14 protein-coding genes are annotated in these 13,449 nt (G+C 73.8%); 7 read left to right on the top strand and 7 right to left on the bottom strand.

What is annotated here, in order from left to right; genetic code table 11:
* The first annotated feature begins 36 nt into the window (after positions 1 to 36).
* The 6 genes from IEZ07_RS26785 (at position 37) to IEZ07_RS26760 (ending at position 4,163) form a co-directional block, all read left to right on the top strand.
* Positions 37 to 690, top strand: coding sequence for a biliverdin-producing heme oxygenase (locus IEZ07_RS26785; RefSeq protein ID WP_191897287.1), 654 nt, complete (start codon positions 37 to 39; stop codon positions 688 to 690).
* Positions 691 to 844: 154 nt separating this feature from the next.
* Positions 845 to 1,480, top strand: a complete 636-nt coding sequence (locus IEZ07_RS26780) for a TetR/AcrR family transcriptional regulator (protein ID WP_191897286.1) — start codon at positions 845 to 847, stop codon at positions 1,478 to 1,480.
* Between the two features lie 174 nt (positions 1,481 to 1,654).
* Positions 1,655 to 1,846 carry a hypothetical protein gene (locus IEZ07_RS26775; protein ID WP_068893970.1) on the top strand — a complete coding sequence of 64 codons (192 nt, stop codon included), beginning with the start codon at positions 1,655 to 1,657 and terminating at the stop codon, positions 1,844 to 1,846.
* 477 nt (positions 1,847 to 2,323) lie between these two features.
* Positions 2,324 to 2,650 carry a DUF8820 family protein gene (locus IEZ07_RS26770; protein ID WP_191897285.1) on the top strand — a complete coding sequence of 109 codons (327 nt, stop codon included), beginning with the start codon at positions 2,324 to 2,326 and terminating at the stop codon, positions 2,648 to 2,650.
* Positions 2,651 to 2,668: 18 nt separating this feature from the next.
* A complete protein-coding gene (locus tag IEZ07_RS26765; protein ID WP_191897284.1) occupies positions 2,669 to 3,700 on the top strand; it encodes a DUF6745 domain-containing protein in 1,032 nt (343 codons plus the stop codon).
* A gap of 256 nt (positions 3,701 to 3,956) precedes the next feature.
* A complete protein-coding gene (locus tag IEZ07_RS26760) occupies positions 3,957 to 4,163 on the top strand; it encodes a hypothetical protein (RefSeq protein ID WP_068893973.1) in 207 nt (68 codons plus the stop codon).
* Positions 4,164 to 4,494: 331 nt separating this feature from the next.
* Here the strand turns inward: IEZ07_RS26760 and IEZ07_RS26755 are convergent, their stop codons facing one another.
* The 7 genes from IEZ07_RS26755 to IEZ07_RS26725 form a co-directional block, all read right to left on the bottom strand.
* The gene (locus IEZ07_RS26755) at positions 4,495 to 5,325 is read right to left on the bottom strand and encodes an STM4011 family radical SAM protein (protein ID WP_191897344.1); all 831 of its coding nucleotides are present in this window, start codon (positions 5,323 to 5,325) and stop codon (positions 4,495 to 4,497) included.
* Positions 5,326 to 5,456: 131 nt separating this feature from the next.
* On the bottom strand, positions 5,457 to 6,932 hold the full coding sequence (locus tag IEZ07_RS26750; RefSeq protein WP_275413864.1) for an STM4012 family radical SAM protein: 1,476 nt from the start codon (positions 6,930 to 6,932) through the stop codon (positions 5,457 to 5,459).
* A complete protein-coding gene (locus IEZ07_RS26745) occupies positions 6,929 to 7,747 on the bottom strand; it encodes an STM4013/SEN3800 family hydrolase (protein WP_239320676.1) in 819 nt (272 codons plus the stop codon). The genes IEZ07_RS26750 and IEZ07_RS26745 overlap by 4 nt, the downstream gene beginning before the upstream one ends.
* Positions 7,744 to 8,973, bottom strand: a complete 1,230-nt coding sequence (locus IEZ07_RS26740; protein WP_239320673.1) for an STM4014 family protein — start codon at positions 8,971 to 8,973, stop codon at positions 7,744 to 7,746. The genes IEZ07_RS26745 and IEZ07_RS26740 overlap by 4 nt, the downstream gene beginning before the upstream one ends.
* Positions 8,970 to 9,926 carry an STM4015 family protein gene (locus IEZ07_RS26735; RefSeq protein ID WP_307729039.1) on the bottom strand — a complete coding sequence of 319 codons (957 nt, stop codon included), beginning with the start codon at positions 9,924 to 9,926 and terminating at the stop codon, positions 8,970 to 8,972. Before IEZ07_RS26735 ends, IEZ07_RS26740 begins: the two co-directional genes overlap by 4 nt.
* Positions 9,927 to 9,930: 4 nt before the next feature.
* On the bottom strand, positions 9,931 to 10,872 hold the full coding sequence (locus IEZ07_RS26730) for an STM4015 family protein (protein WP_191897339.1): 942 nt from the start codon (positions 10,870 to 10,872) through the stop codon (positions 9,931 to 9,933).
* Positions 10,873 to 10,877: 5 nt separating this feature from the next.
* Positions 10,878 to 11,831: an STM4015 family protein gene (locus tag IEZ07_RS26725; protein ID WP_191897283.1), complete on the bottom strand. Its 954-nt coding sequence runs from the start codon at positions 11,829 to 11,831 to the stop codon at positions 10,878 to 10,880.
* A gap of 206 nt (positions 11,832 to 12,037) precedes the next feature.
* Between IEZ07_RS26725 and IEZ07_RS26720 the strand changes: the two genes are divergently transcribed.
* Positions 12,038 to 13,429, top strand: coding sequence for an MFS transporter (locus IEZ07_RS26720; protein WP_204054622.1), 1,392 nt, complete (start codon positions 12,038 to 12,040; stop codon positions 13,427 to 13,429).
* The last annotated feature ends 20 nt before the right edge of the window (positions 13,430 to 13,449 follow it).

The following is a 13,449-nucleotide window of genomic DNA, read 5'->3' as shown; positions in this document are numbered from 1 at the left end:
CTCTGTCATGAAAGTCCCCTGCGACACGGAGTGATCATGAGCCAGGCGCCGTTCTCCGAAGTACTCAGGACCGCCACCTGGGGCGATCACGCCTCCGCCGAGGACGACGGCTACCTCAAGGCGCTGATGGCCGGGCGGCTCAGCCGCGAGGCCTACGGCGAGCTGGTGGCCCAGCACTACTTCGCCTACGTCGCGCTCGACGGCGCCTCCCGGGAGCTCGCCGGCGACCCGGTCGCCGGGCCGTTCGTCCTGCCCGAGCTCTACCGGGAGGAGGCGCTGGTCCGCGACCTGGAGACGGTCTACGGCGCCCGCTGGGCGGACCGGATCGAGCCCTCCAAGCCGACCCTCACCCTGGTCGCCCGGATCAACCAGGTCGCCGCCTGGCCCGGCGGCTACATCGCCCACCACTACACCCGCTACATGGGCGACCTGTCCGGCGGGCAGTTCATCCGGATGGAGCTGGAGAAGATCTACGACTTCGGGCCCGGCGGCGGGGTCGACTTCTACCGCTTCGACCGGGTCGGCAGCCTGCCCCGGTTCAAGGACGCCTACCGCGCCCGGCTGGACGCCCTGCCGGTGGACGAGCCCGAGAAGCAGCGCATCATCCGCGAGACCAGGCTCGCCTACCAGCTCAACACGGAGGTCCTGGCCGACCTCGGCCGGGTGGCGCGAGCCGAGCTCGCGGCCTGACCGCGATGCTCCGGCCGCCACCGGCCCCGTCATCCGGCCGGTCGGCCGGGCCGGCGCCCGCACGAGCAGCCGGGTCCGCGGCCGAGCGGCCGGCCGGGCCGGCGCCCCACGCGACTCCCCGGCCGGCGCGCCGGGCATGTGCGACGATGGGCCCATGCCCCGCATTTCGGCCGCGACGATAGGCGAGCACCGCGCACAGACGCGGGAGCGCATCCTGCAGGCGGTCTCGCGGCTCTCGCGGGGCCAGGGCATCGACGCCATCTCCATGACCGACGTGGCCGGCGAGGCGGGGATCACCCGCACCGTGCTGTACAACTACTTCCCGGACAAGGCCGCGCTGCTGCTGGCCTTCACCGAGCGGGTGACGCACTACTTCATCGAGGCCTACGAGCGCGAGCTCGCCGACGACGCCTCACCCGCCGAGCGGCTGCGGGCGTTCGTCCGGCTCCAGCTGGCCGGGCTGCTCGCCCACCCGCACCCCGGCCCCGCCGACCTGTCGGCCGCCCTGGGACCCGACGCCTACCAGCGGCTGGCCGAGCATGTCGCGCCGATGCAGCGGATCCTGACCGGCATCATCGAGGGCGGCGTGGCCTCGGGCGACTTCCAGGCCGTCGACGTGCCCGCCACCGCGCGGCTCATCCTCGCCGTCATCGGCGCGGAACGGCTCCCGCTGCTCGACGGCACGGTGACGGTGGAGGACGCCGAGGACATCGTCTCCGGATTCGTGCTCCGCGCACTGGGAGCCGGTCCGGAAGAAACAAAACAACGGCCGCGATCAGCGAATCAATAAAACCGGCGACGACCTTAAAAGAACCGTCACCAGGCTTTGATCAATCATGGCGTTAATTCGCTGAAACCACGCCGCCGGTACGGGATGCTTATTCGCGGCGACCTGCGGACGGCCGGATGCGGCCCACCGCGGAAGCCGAAAAGTTCCCCGTTCCATTCCCATGGAGGAAAAATCATGATCCGTCGTATTCTCGCCGGTGCGGCCATCGCAGGTCTCGTGGGCGTCGGCGCCCTGGCCGTCGCCGGGACCGCCTCGGCCGGCGACTGGGGTCACGACCGCGGCACCACCTACGTCAACGGTGGCAACCACAACGAGGTCCTGAACGACCTCCTCGACCTCGCGCTCCTCGGCATCATCGAGAACTGATCCTCTCTGCGCGACGGCGCGCCCGGTCCCGAGATCGGACACGCCCGTCCGGAGACGGTCCGCCCCGGCGTCCCCGCCGAGCGGAAACATTCACCAGGTGAATGTCCTCCAAAACAGGAAACCGTCTTCCCTGTAAACACCACCCCGATTCAGGGGAAACTTCTGGAGCGTTGATCAACGCAATCTAGAGCGGCTCCACGGCCAATTCCCGGCCGTGGAGCCGCTTTTCTGTCGTTCTATTCGAAAAAGGCGTACATCACCGTAGCCAGCCGGAATCGCACCGGTTCCGCCCGCGGTCCCCGTCTCGATCGTGCTCCTTCCGTCCCGGGAGCCCGGAAGGACGATCGGGAGCCCGGCCGGAAGCCGCGCCGGGCCGCGGGCCGGGAGCAGGTCCGGGTCCGTCGTCCCGGAACCACTGGAATGTCGGTGGCGGGGGCTAGCTTGCGATCGACCCCGACCTGAGGAGACCAGCCGGCCATGTACCGCCAGGGTGACATCCTGATCGTGCCCGTCCCCGAGGAGGCCGTGCCCGCGGTCGTCCGCACAGCCCCCTCCTCGTCGCGTGACCCCGGCGGCCGGCTGGTGCTGGCCCTGGGCGAGGCGACCGGCCACGCCCACGCCGTCGTCGGCCCCGGAGCCCTGGTCCGGAGTCCGCATCCGATGGACCCCGACTTCCTCCACCTTCCCTCCGGAGGCCGCGTGGTCCACGAGGAGCACGCCGCGATCCCCCTCCCCAAGGGGTGGTACCGCGTGCAGCGCCAGCGCGAATACGCCCCCGGCGCGTTCCGCGTCGTCGCCGACTGATCCCGGGAGACCGACGAGATGACCGTCACCATCGAACTCGCCGACGTCCTGACCGCCACGGCCCGCGACTGGGAGGGGGTCGCCTTCCGTTCCGGAGCCGCCGACCGCCCCGGAGCCGAGGCCGGGGTGCGGCTGGCCTACCGCACCGCCGGCCTGGCGGAGCCCGAGGAGATCGTCTGGGTCGACTCGCCGCTCGCGGGCGCGCGGGCCGCCACCGCGCCGGGCGCCGGCAGACCGGTCCGCGAGGAGGTCAGGACCCGGCAGTGGGAGCTGGCCAGGGCCGCCGTGCACGCCTCGCTCGGCACCGCCGACTGGTCGCTGGCCTGGTCCCTGACGGGAGGCCGGCTCTGGGGCCCGGTCGGCGACCTCGCCGCGCAGATCCGGCGGGGCGTCGCCGCGGCGGAGGAGACCGAGGAGGCCGGGGCCGCGCTCCGGGGTTCGACGCTGGACGCCGTGCTGGGCCAGCAGGACGCCGCCTGGCTGGCGCTCTTCGACGCGCTGGGCAGGCCGGAGACCGAGGGACTCGCCCGGGTCGCCCGGTCGGCGGGCTGGTGGTGGCCGTTCGAGCGGGTGGCCGTCGTCTGCGAGCGCCCCGCCGAGCTGCACCTCGACGAGCTGCACCGCCTGCACCGCGCCGACGGTCCGGCCCTGCTCTTCCCCGACGGCTTCGCGGTGCACGCCTGGGGCGGCATGCCCGTCCCCGCGGATTTCGCCGCATCCATGGCGGGGTTGTCTCCCGCGCGCATCCGCGCCGAGGAGAACGCCGAGCTGCGCCGGGTGATGCTGGAGCACTTCGGCTACGACCGCTATCTGGCGGAGTCCGGCGCGACCCCGCTGCACCGGGACGAGACCGGCGTCCTCTGGCGGATCGACCTGCCCGACGACGAGCCCGTCGTGATGGTCGAGGTGGTCAACTCCACCGCCGAACCCGACGGCACCTTCCGGAAGTACTGGCTGCGGGTCCCGCCCACCACCGGCACCGCCCGCGAGGGCGTCGCCTGGACCTTCGGCCTGTCCGAGGCCGACTACCACCCCGAGCGCGAGACCTGATACCTCCCGGCCGCACGGATACCTCCCGGCCGCACGGATACCTCCCGGCCGCACGGATACCTCCCGGCGGCGCGGGCGAAACGGCGGGGGCGGCCAAGAAAGCATCACCCGGCCTTGGCCGGACACTGCAGGAACCCGGCGGAGCGGCGCTCTTTCCGGGAGCGATGCTTGTTCACGACGCCGAGCGGCCGGCCGGACGCGGTCCGCCGCCGGAGTCACCGACAGTGCTCCGTTTCGTTCCCATGGAGGAAAACCCATGATTCGTCGCATTCTCGCCGGGGCGGTCCTCACCGGCGTCGCGGGCCTCGCCAGCCTGGCGGTCGCCGGCCCCGCGTCGGCCGGCGACGGGGACTACGGCCGCGGTTACGACCGGCCCAACTTCACCTACATCGACCGCAGCAACCACAACGAGGTCCTGAACGACCTCATCGACATCGCCATCCTCGGCATCATCGACAACTGATCCTCTTCCTGGACGACTGAGCGCGGCGGCGCATCCGGCTTCATCTCACCGGGCGCCGGCGCCGGAGGAGAAATCCATCCCGGTCGTCTCCGCCGGCCGGAGACGACCGGGCGTGAACGTCGAAACGGGGGCCGCCCTCCCGTGGAGACACCGCCCCTCCCATGGGGGGACCTTCTGGTGGTCAGTCAGTGAGAGAGCGGTCCCACGGTCGTGGGGCCGCTCTCTTGCCGTTGCCACCGGGAGGTCCGCTGCCACCGGGTGTTCCTCCGGCGCCGCCGGAGGAACACCCCCGCCGGGGAGGCGCCGAAGGCGGGACGCGGCTCGGCGCTTGTCACCAGCCGTGCGGGATGCGCTCCAGGACGCCGCCGCCGAACACGTCGTACAGGCCGGTCGGCTCCAGGTGCACGTAGCCGATGTGGCAGTCGCACAGCGCCGCCGGGCACGGCCGGACCCGGCGCCGGAACGTCCCGTCGTACAGGTTGCCCAGCACGGCCGGGACGAAGTGGCAGCGCCGCACGGTGCCGTCGCCGTCCACCGAGACGACGCTGTCACCGGTACGGCAGGCCTGCCCGGCACTGCGGTGCGGGAACCGGCTGTGCCGGAACAGCGGGTCGATCGCCGTCCAGTCGTCCGCCTCGGCGTCGGTGTAGAGGTGTCCCTCGGCGGCGTTCACCCACAGGTACACCCCCTCCGGCAGGTCGGCCCGGAGCCTGCGGGCCTGCTCCAGGTGCTCGGGCAGGCCGACGACGCCGACGCTGAACCGCACGCCCCGGCCGGCCAGGTCACGGCATCTGCCGAGGAACCGTCCGTAGTCGACCTGGCCGGGGTGGTAGGTCGCCCAGAGGGCGAGCGTGCCCAGGTCGGCCCCGGCCAGCCAGTCGGTCCGGCTGCTGAGGTTGGTCTGGATGGCGACCCGGCGGACGTGCGGCAGGTGGCTGAGCCCGGTCATCGCCCGGCGGTACCAGGACCGGACGAGCCCTTCGCCCCACGGGGTGAACAGCACGGAGACCGGGTGGTCGCGCCCGGCCACCCAGCCGGTGAACCGCTCCAGCGCCGCCCGGTCGGCCCGCAGCCGCTCCGGGCTGTCACGGCGCTTGGCGAACGGGCAGTAGGGGCAGTCGTAGTCGCAGCTCGCCAGCGGTCCCCGGTAGAGGATCGACAGGTGGTCGCCGTCACCGGAGCCCCCAGGACCCCCGGCGCCGCTCGGACCGCCCGCCGGCGGGCACAGGTGCTCACCGTCACCGGGACCACCGGCACCGCTCAGGGCGCCGGCCGGCGGGCGCGGGCGGGCGTTCACCGGGCCTCGTACCCGGCCATCAGCGCACGGACCCGGCCGGAGAAGAGCGCCGGGCCGATCGCGTCGGAGTGCGCGAGCCCCTCGGCGGTCAGCCGGATCCGGGCCGCCCCGTCCTCCGAGCGGCCGGCCGACTCCAGCCAGCCGCGCCCGGCGAGGAGCGCCAGCTCGCCGCCGAAGTCGTCGGCCGCCTCGGTGCCGAACCGGTCCCGGTAGGCGGCCGGGTCCACGCCCTCGGCCTGGAGCAGCGACTGGATCAGATGCCGCCTGCGCCGCTCCCCCGCGTCGAGCCGGAAACCGACGTTGGCGACCGCGAACTCCTCGGGCGCGAGCCGTACGTAGTCGTCGATGATCGCGCGCACCTGCCCGGCGGCCACCGCGTACTCGTAGGAGTAGTGGAGATCGGAGGTGTAGGAGCGAGCCCCGCAGCCGAGGCCGACCATGCCGTCGCTCTGGCAGCAGTACTCGGTGGCGCTCCCCGTCCCGGGCAGCCGGAACATCCGCATCGACACCTGCTCGTACCCGGCGGCCAGCAGGTGGTCGCGGCCCTGGCGGTACAGGCCGAGCCGGTGGTCGTCCCAGTCGCGGGCCCGGCGGCCGAGGCCGGTGAGCGGGCGGACGTAGAGCGGGTAGAGGTAGATCTCCTCGGGCCGCCACGCCAGCGCCGCGTCCAGGGAGTGCCGCCACGACCGCTCGGTCTGCCCGTCGATGCCGTAGATCAGGTCGAGGTTGAGCGCCTCGAACCCGGCCTCCCGGATCCGGCCGAGCGCCGCCTCGACCTCGGCCCGCCGCTGCGGCCGCACCGCCGCGCGGGCCTCGGCGTCGACGAAGCTCTGCACGCCGATGGAGACGCGCGTCGCGCCCCGTTCGGCCAGCACCGCGAGCCGGTCGGCGGTCGCGGTGGCGGGCGAGGTCTCCACCGACAGGGGGAGGGCTCGCAGGTCCACCCCCATGGTCTTCTCGGTGAGGTCGAAGAGCCGGGTGAGCTCGCCCGCGCTCAGGTAGGTCGGCGTGCCGCCGCCGATCGCCGCGGTGACGAACTCCGGCGCGTCCAGGGCGTCCCGTACGGCGTGCGCCTGGCGCTCCAGCGCGTCCAGGTAGGCGGCGACGAGCTCCTCGGGTGCGCCGGTCCGGGTGAACAGGTTGCAGAACCCGCAGCGCATCTCGCAGAACGGGATGTGCAGGTAGAGGAAGAGGCTGCCGGTCGGCTCGCCCGCCCACACCTCCCGCAGCGGCGGACGCGGGTCCAGCGGCCGGTAGGCCGTCTTGTGCGGATAGGCGTAGACGTATCCCTGGTAGGGGCCGGTCCCCGCATCGAGCCCTCCGCCGCCGGTCCCCCTGCCGGGAACCGGGCCGGGATCGGAGAGCGGCACCGGGCCGGGTCCGGGTGCGGGATCGGGCTCCGGCCCGAGGCCGCCTCCGGGGGGAGAGGCCGCCTCCACCGTCCCCGTCGCCCGTGCGGAAATCGAGGTCAACGCCACTCTCCCTGCTTCAGCTCGAACTCACCGTAGGGCACCGTCCAGACCACCTCATGACCGATCCGATGCCCGACATATCCGTCTTCACCGTAGGCGGTGCCGTGATCGGAGCAGACGATCGCGAACCCCGGCCGCTCCCTGCTGACCAGCGCGAAGAGCCTGCCGATGTGCCGGTCGACGTACTCCAGTGCGGCGGCGTGGCTCTCGGCCCCGTCACCGTGCTCGCGGGTCGCGCCGGCCAGGTGGAACCAGTTCGGCTGGTGCAGCGCGGAGACGTTGACGAACAGGAACACCGGCCCGTCCGCCCGCGCGACGGCCCGCTCGGCGCACGCGACCTGCTCCTCGAACGAGGTCGGGGACGTCACCCCGAACCCCGGCTCCCAGTGGCTCTCGGCGAACATGCCCGGCAGCACGGACCCCAGCGGGGTGAGCTTGTTGAAGAACCCCACCCCGCCGACGCAGATCGTGCGGTAGCCCGCCGCCGCCAGCCCCGTGGGCAGGTCCGGCGCGTCGAACACCCAGGTCCCCTGCCCCGTGGTCTCGCTGCCCGGGAAGGTGGCCGCGAACAGCCGGGGGTGCGGCCCCGGCGCGGCCGGGGTCGGCAGGAACCCGGCGAGGATCGCGGCGTGCGCGGCGTAGGTGAAACTGCCGGGGCTGTGCCGCCGCTCCCACCGCCCGCCGGGCAGCGCCCGCGCCAGGTTGGGCAGCCGCCCGGCCCGCAGCAGCTCGTCGGCCACGTCGTGGCGGAGCGTGTCGAGCGTCACCAGCAGCAGGTCGTGGCTCCCCACGATCCGGTTCATGTCCCGCGTCATGCCCCCGCCTCCGCACCCCGGGCGCCCCGGGCGGTCCGTACGGCTCGCCGCGGGCCCGCTTCCGCTTCCGCTTCCCGGCCCGCCTCCGCGCCCCGGCCCGCCCGGAGGGCCCGCACTCGCGGACCCGCCGCCGCGCCCGGCCCGCGCCATCCGGCGAGGACCGCCCGCACCTGGGCTCCGTAGGTGTCCAGCTCCTCGGCCCCGCTGCCCGGCAGGCCGGTCAGCCCGGGCAGCAGGTCGCCGAAGGCGTTGACCTCCGCCACCGCCACACTCCGCCAGTCGGTGCCGACCATCACGTCGACCCCGACGGCCGGGCTGCCGGGGAAGCACGCCGCCGCCCGCGCGCACGCGTCGAGCACCCGCGCCCACCCCGGCGCGCCGAGCCGGTCGCGGACCGCGTCCAGATCGCCGCGCACCCCGCCCAGGTGCAGGTTCGTCATGGGGGCGCGGCCGGCGCGCACGACCGCGTGCGTGGGCACGCCGTCCACGACGACCACCCGCAGGTCGAAGGTGAGCCCGCCCACGCCCGCCTTGGGGAACCAGCGCTCGACGTGGAGCCCGTCCCGCGCCAGCCGGTCGACGATCACCGCCAGCTCGGCCTCCCGGTCGTAGGAGCGCACCCGGAGCGAGTTGTACAGCCCGCCGTCCGACAGCTCCACCGACGTCACCGCCCTGACCCGGCTCCCGGCGGCGTGCAGGGCGATGACCCCGGAGGCCGACGAGCCGTGCGCGGGCTTGACGAACACCCGGCCCCAGCCGGCCTCGTCCAGCCGCCGCCGCAGACAGGAGTAGCCCTCGACCGGTCCGGGCAGCGCGGGCGGCACCGGCACCCCGGCCGCCGCCAGCCGGGCGTGGCAGAGCCGCTTGTCGAACATCACCGCGATCTCATCGGGGTCGGCCAGCAGCACCGCGCCGGGCGTGCGCCGTACGGCCTCGCGGACCCGCGCGGTACCGACGGTTAGGGAGGCGTGCCAGCGCGCGCCGCCGCCCACCCGGGACGGCTCGCCGGGCCCGCGCAGCAGCGCGTCGGCCTCGGGATCCTCGCCGGGCGAGTCGATCCGGACGAGTGTCCCGGGCTCCAGCCGGATCTCCTCGCCGCGCAGCACGGAGGTCCACGGGACCACCCCGGGCGGGCGCAGGCCGTACCGGGCGCAGGCGTCGGCGAACATCGTCACCCGCCGGTCGCCGGGCGTGCCGATGATCGCCAGGGCCGGGCCGCCGCTCACTCCGACACCGCCACGTAGCGGCCGTCCGGGTCGAAGTCGTACGGCTTGCGCGCTTCGCCCAGGAGCACGGCGGTCCTCGGCAGCGCCCCGGCGAGCCGTTCCGCCATGGACGGGCTGACGTAGTGGTGGCGCAGGTCGAGCGTGCGCAGGTGCCCCAGCGGCTGGCCGTTCAGCAGCGCCTCGGCCCCGGCGTCCGACAGGGTCCCCATCGACAGCGCCAGCGACTCCAGCCGCGCCACCACCGGCGCCGACGCCACCGCCGCCGCGACCTCGTCCTGGATCTCGCTGTCCTGCAGCCCCAGGTGCCGCAGCGCCGGCAGCCGCTCCCCCGACAGGATCTCCGCCAGGTCGGCGACCGTGGCGTCGCCGCCGTAGTCGGAGACGCCGAGCCACAGCTCCAGGTGCTCCAGCGCGGGAAGGTCCGATCCGCCGACGGCGCGGACCACGGCGCCGTCGAGGCCGCCGGACTCCACGCGCAGCGCCTTCAGCGAGTCATGCGCGAGCGGGCGGAGTCCGAGACCCTCGCCTCCCCTGACCTCCAGCACCTCCAGCCGCGGGAAGGCCCCCAGCAGCGGCGTCAGGTCCCACTGGCGGATCCAGGAGATCTCGGCCTCGTCGGAGGGGATGTCGCCCAGCGCGATGAGCCGCAGGTTCGGGAACCGGTCGGCGGCCCGGGTGAGCAGGCCGATCGGTTCCTCCGCCGAGTCCTCCCAGGAGGAGCCCCAGCAGCCGAGGACCAGCTCGCGGACGGCCTCGGTGTCCACGCTCTCGACGAACCCGGCGAAGTAGTCCTCGTAGCTCACGTCCCGGCCGCTGTGCACGTAGTTGTGCCAGAGGCGCCACGCCTCCGCCCGCAGCGGCCCGTCACCGGGCCCGTCGGAGTGCGTGAAGGTCGACCTGGGGAGGCTCGCGAATCGGCTGAGGCCTTCGTCCGGATTTCTCAGAAGACTCACCGGGTCACTCTCCCACCGCCACGTAGCGCCGCTCGTCGCCGGGGCCCTCCCGCTCGAACAGCTCGACCGCGACCCCCGGCAGCGCCTTGCGGACCCGCGCGGCCATCCCGTCGCTCAGGAAGTTGTGGTTCAGGTCCAGCCGCTTCAGGTGCGTCAGCGGCTGGCCGTTCAGCAGCGCCTCCGCCCCGGCGTCCGACAGGGTCCCCATCGACAGCGCCAGCGACTCCAGCCGCGCCACCACCGGCGCCGACGCCACCGCCGCCGCGACCTCGTCCTGGATCTCGCTGTCCTGCAGCCCCAGATGCCGCAGCGCCGGCAGCCCTTCCCCCGACAGGACGCCCTCCAGGTCCTCCACCGCGGTGTCACCGCCGTACCGGGAGACGCCGAGCCACAGCTCCAGGTGCTCCAGCGCGGGGAGCTCGCACGCCCCCACCGCCTGGACGGCCCGTGCGGGCAGGCCGCCGCTCTCGAAGCGCAGGACCCTCAGGCTCCCGTGCCGGACCGGCCGCAACCGCAGACCGCTGCCTCCCCTGACCTCCAGCACCTCCAGCTTCGGGAACGCCTCCAGCAGCGGCGTGACGTCGCTCTGCTCGATCCAGGAGATCTCGCACTCGTCGGAGGGGATGTCGCCCAGCGCGATCACCCGCAGGGCGGGGAGGCGGTCCGCCGCCTCGGCGAGCATCCGCACGGCCTGCTCCGAGGAGGCGTGCGGGGACCCCCACATCTGGAAGACCAGCTCGCGGACCACGGTGGTGTCCACCTCCGCCAGGAACCTGGCGAAGTAGTCCGCGAAAGGCTCCTCACCGTCGTCGTAGTACTCGTTCAGCCAGAGCGACCACGCCTGCGCGCGCGGCAGCGGCTCGCCGTCCTCCTCGTCCACGTCGGCGAGGCAGGGGAACCCCTCCGGAGGCAGGGTGCCGAACCTGCTGAGACCGCTCCGCACCATCCCGGTCACTCGCCCACGGCGACGTAGCGCCACTCGTCGTCGGGGTCCTCCCGCTCGGTCAGGTCGATCTCGACCTCCGGCAGCGCCCTGCGGATCCGCTCGGCCATCCCGTCGCTCAGGTAGTGGTGGTGCAGGTCCAGCCGCTTCAGGTGGGTCAGCGGCTGGCCGGTCAGCAGCGCCTCGGCTCCGGCGTCGGTCAGCACGCCCATCGACTGGGCGAGCGACTCCAGCCGCGCCACCACCGGCGCCGACGCCACCGCCGCCGCGACCTCGTCCTGGATCTCGCTGTCCTGCAGCCCCAGGTGCCGCAGCGCGGGCAGCCGGTCTCCCGACAGGATGCCCTCCAGGTCGGCGACCGTGGCGTCGCCGCCGTAGTCGGAGACGCCGAGCCACAGCTCCAGGTGCTCCAGTGCGGGGAACTCGCAGGCGCCCACCGCGCGCACCACCCCGGCGGGCAGCCCGCCGGTCTCGAACCGGAGGATCCGCAGGGTCTCATGCCGGACCGGCCGCAGCTCCAGCCCGCTCCCGCCGCGCACCTCCAGGCGCTCCAGCAGCGGGAACGCCTCCAGCAGCGGAGTGACGTCGCTCTGCTGGATCCAGGAGATCTCGCACTCCTCCGACTCCATCGCGCCGAGGAAGAGCGAGCGCAGCGCCGGGAACCGCGCCGCGTCGCCGGTGAGCAGCCGGACGACCGCGGAGCTGTCCTCCTCGTAGGCCTCCGCCCACCCGCCGATGATCAGCGCTTTGACCTGCGTGGTGTCCACCCTCGCCAGGAAGCGGGCGAACCGCTCCTCGAAGGTCTCCTCCGGGTCGTAGGTCTCCACCGCGATCCGCCACGCCGCCCGGTCGGCGGCGGGAAGCTCCTCGCCGTCCTCCTCGGGCGCGTGCGCGATCGGCAGTCCGGCGTAGACCCCCTCGGAGAGGTTGCCGACGCTGTCGTTGAACTCGCTGTGGTCCATCCGGGGCTCCTGTCAGGCGGAACGCGACGGACCCGTCCTACCAGAGATCGCCGACACTTCCCGCATTCCGGGGGTACGGCCGCGCGGCGGGGGATGCGGCGGGGAATCAGGCGGTGCGGCCCGTTGTTCGCACGTTCCTGGAACGCGGCCCGCCGCCCGGCCGGGACGCCGATGGACCGGACGGGCCGCGACGGACACCGAGGACGATGATCGAAATGGACGACGGCCGCATCCGGTTCGCCTCGCCCGCCGGGCGGTGGGTCCTGCTGGCCACCGTGCTCGGCTCGGGCATCGCCCTGCTGGACGGCACGGTCGTCAGCGTGGCGCTGCCCGCGCTCGGCGCCGATCTGGACGCCGGCATGGCCGGACTGCAGTGGACGGTCAACGCCTACACGCTCACGCTCGCCGGCCTGATCCTGCTCGGCGGCGCGCTCGGCGACCGGTACGGCAGGCGCCGGGTCTTCCTCGTCGGCGTGGTCTGGTTCGCCCTGGCCTCGGCCCTGTGCGGGCTGGCTCCCGACCTGGAGACGCTCGTCGCGGCGCGGGCGCTGCAGGGCGTCGGCGGGGCGCTGCTCACCCCGGGCTCCCTGGCGATCATCCAGGCGTCCTTCGAGCCCGGGGACCGGCCCCGGGCGATCGGCGCCTGGTCCGGGCTGGGCGGGGTGGCCGCGGCGGTCGGGCCGTTGCTCGGCGGGTGGCTGGTGGACGCGGCGGGCTGGCGGTGGGTGTTCCTGATCAACCTTCCGGTGGCCGCGCTCGTGGTGGCGGTCACCGTACGGCACGTGCCGGAGAGCCGGGACACCTCGGCCGGCGGGCGGTTCGACGTGCTCGGGGCGGTGCTGGCCGCCGCGGCGCTGGCCGGGATCACCTACGGCCTCATCGGCCTGCTCCCGCTCCCGCTGATCCTCGGCGCCGCGCTGGGCGCGGCGTTCGCCTGGCTGCAGGTCCGGCGCTCACCGCAGGCGCTGGTGCCGGTCGGCGTGTTCGCCTCCCGGGTGTTCACCGCCGTCAACGCCGTCACGTTCGTCATGTACGCCGCGATGGGCGTGGTGTTCTTCCTGCTGGTGGTGCAGCTCCAGGTCTCCTCGGGCTTCTCCCCGCTGCTCGCCGGGTCGGCGATGATCCCGGTGACGGTGCTGATGCTGCTGCTGTCGTCGCGCGCGGGCGAGCTGGCCAGGCGGATCGGGCCTCGGCTCCCGATGACCGCGGGCACCCTGGTCTGCGCCGCCGCGCTGCTCTGGATGGCCCGGATCGGCGAGGGCTCCGGTTACGCGGTGGACGTGCTGCTCCCGGTGTCCCTGTTCGGCCTGGGCCTGTCGGCGGCGGTCGCGCCGCTCACCGCGACGGTGCTGGCCGCCGCCGAGGAGCGCTACGCCGGGGTGGCCAGCGGCGTCAACAACGCCGTGGCCCGCACCGGGAGCCTGCTCGCGGTGGCCGCGATCCCGCCGCTGGCCGGGCTGACCGGGGACGCCTTCACCTCCCCGGCCGTCTTCACGGCGGGCTTCCGCACGGCGATGCTGATCGGCGCGGCGATGATGGCGGTCTCGGCGCTGGCCGCCTTCGTCGCCGTCCGGGGGAACGTGCTGACCGCCCCGTAGCCGGGACCTTGGTCGTATAG

Origin of the sequence: Planomonospora parontospora (genome assembly GCA_014647935.1) — a bacterium.
GTDB classification, from domain to species: domain Bacteria; phylum Actinomycetota; class Actinomycetes; order Streptosporangiales; family Streptosporangiaceae; genus Planomonospora; species Planomonospora parontospora.
This window is presented reverse-complemented; position numbering and strand designations above follow the sequence as displayed.

What these genes read in the sequence shown, in the direction of transcription:
- IEZ07_RS26770 (WP_191897285.1), top strand. Translation starts at nt 2,324, where the DNA reads ATGTACCGCCAGGGTGACATCCTGATCGTGCCCGTCCCCGAGGAGGCC.
- IEZ07_RS26745 (WP_239320676.1), bottom strand. Translation starts at nt 7,747, where the DNA reads ATGACGCGGGACATGAACCGGATCGTGGGGAGCCACGACCTGCTGCTG.
- IEZ07_RS26775 (WP_068893970.1), top strand. Translation starts at nt 1,655, where the DNA reads ATGATCCGTCGTATTCTCGCCGGTGCGGCCATCGCAGGTCTCGTGGGC.
- IEZ07_RS26720 (WP_204054622.1), top strand. Translation starts at nt 12,038, where the DNA reads ATGATCGAAATGGACGACGGCCGCATCCGGTTCGCCTCGCCCGCCGGG.
- IEZ07_RS26725 (WP_191897283.1), bottom strand. Translation starts at nt 11,831, where the DNA reads ATGGACCACAGCGAGTTCAACGACAGCGTCGGCAACCTCTCCGAGGGG.
- IEZ07_RS26765 (WP_191897284.1), top strand. Translation starts at nt 2,669, where the DNA reads ATGACCGTCACCATCGAACTCGCCGACGTCCTGACCGCCACGGCCCGC.
- IEZ07_RS26780 (WP_191897286.1), top strand. Translation starts at nt 845, where the DNA reads ATGCCCCGCATTTCGGCCGCGACGATAGGCGAGCACCGCGCACAGACG.
- IEZ07_RS26760 (WP_068893973.1), top strand. Translation starts at nt 3,957, where the DNA reads ATGATTCGTCGCATTCTCGCCGGGGCGGTCCTCACCGGCGTCGCGGGC.
- IEZ07_RS26785 (WP_191897287.1), top strand. Translation starts at nt 37, where the DNA reads ATGAGCCAGGCGCCGTTCTCCGAAGTACTCAGGACCGCCACCTGGGGC.
- IEZ07_RS26730 (WP_191897339.1), bottom strand. Translation starts at nt 10,872, where the DNA reads ATGGTGCGGAGCGGTCTCAGCAGGTTCGGCACCCTGCCTCCGGAGGGG.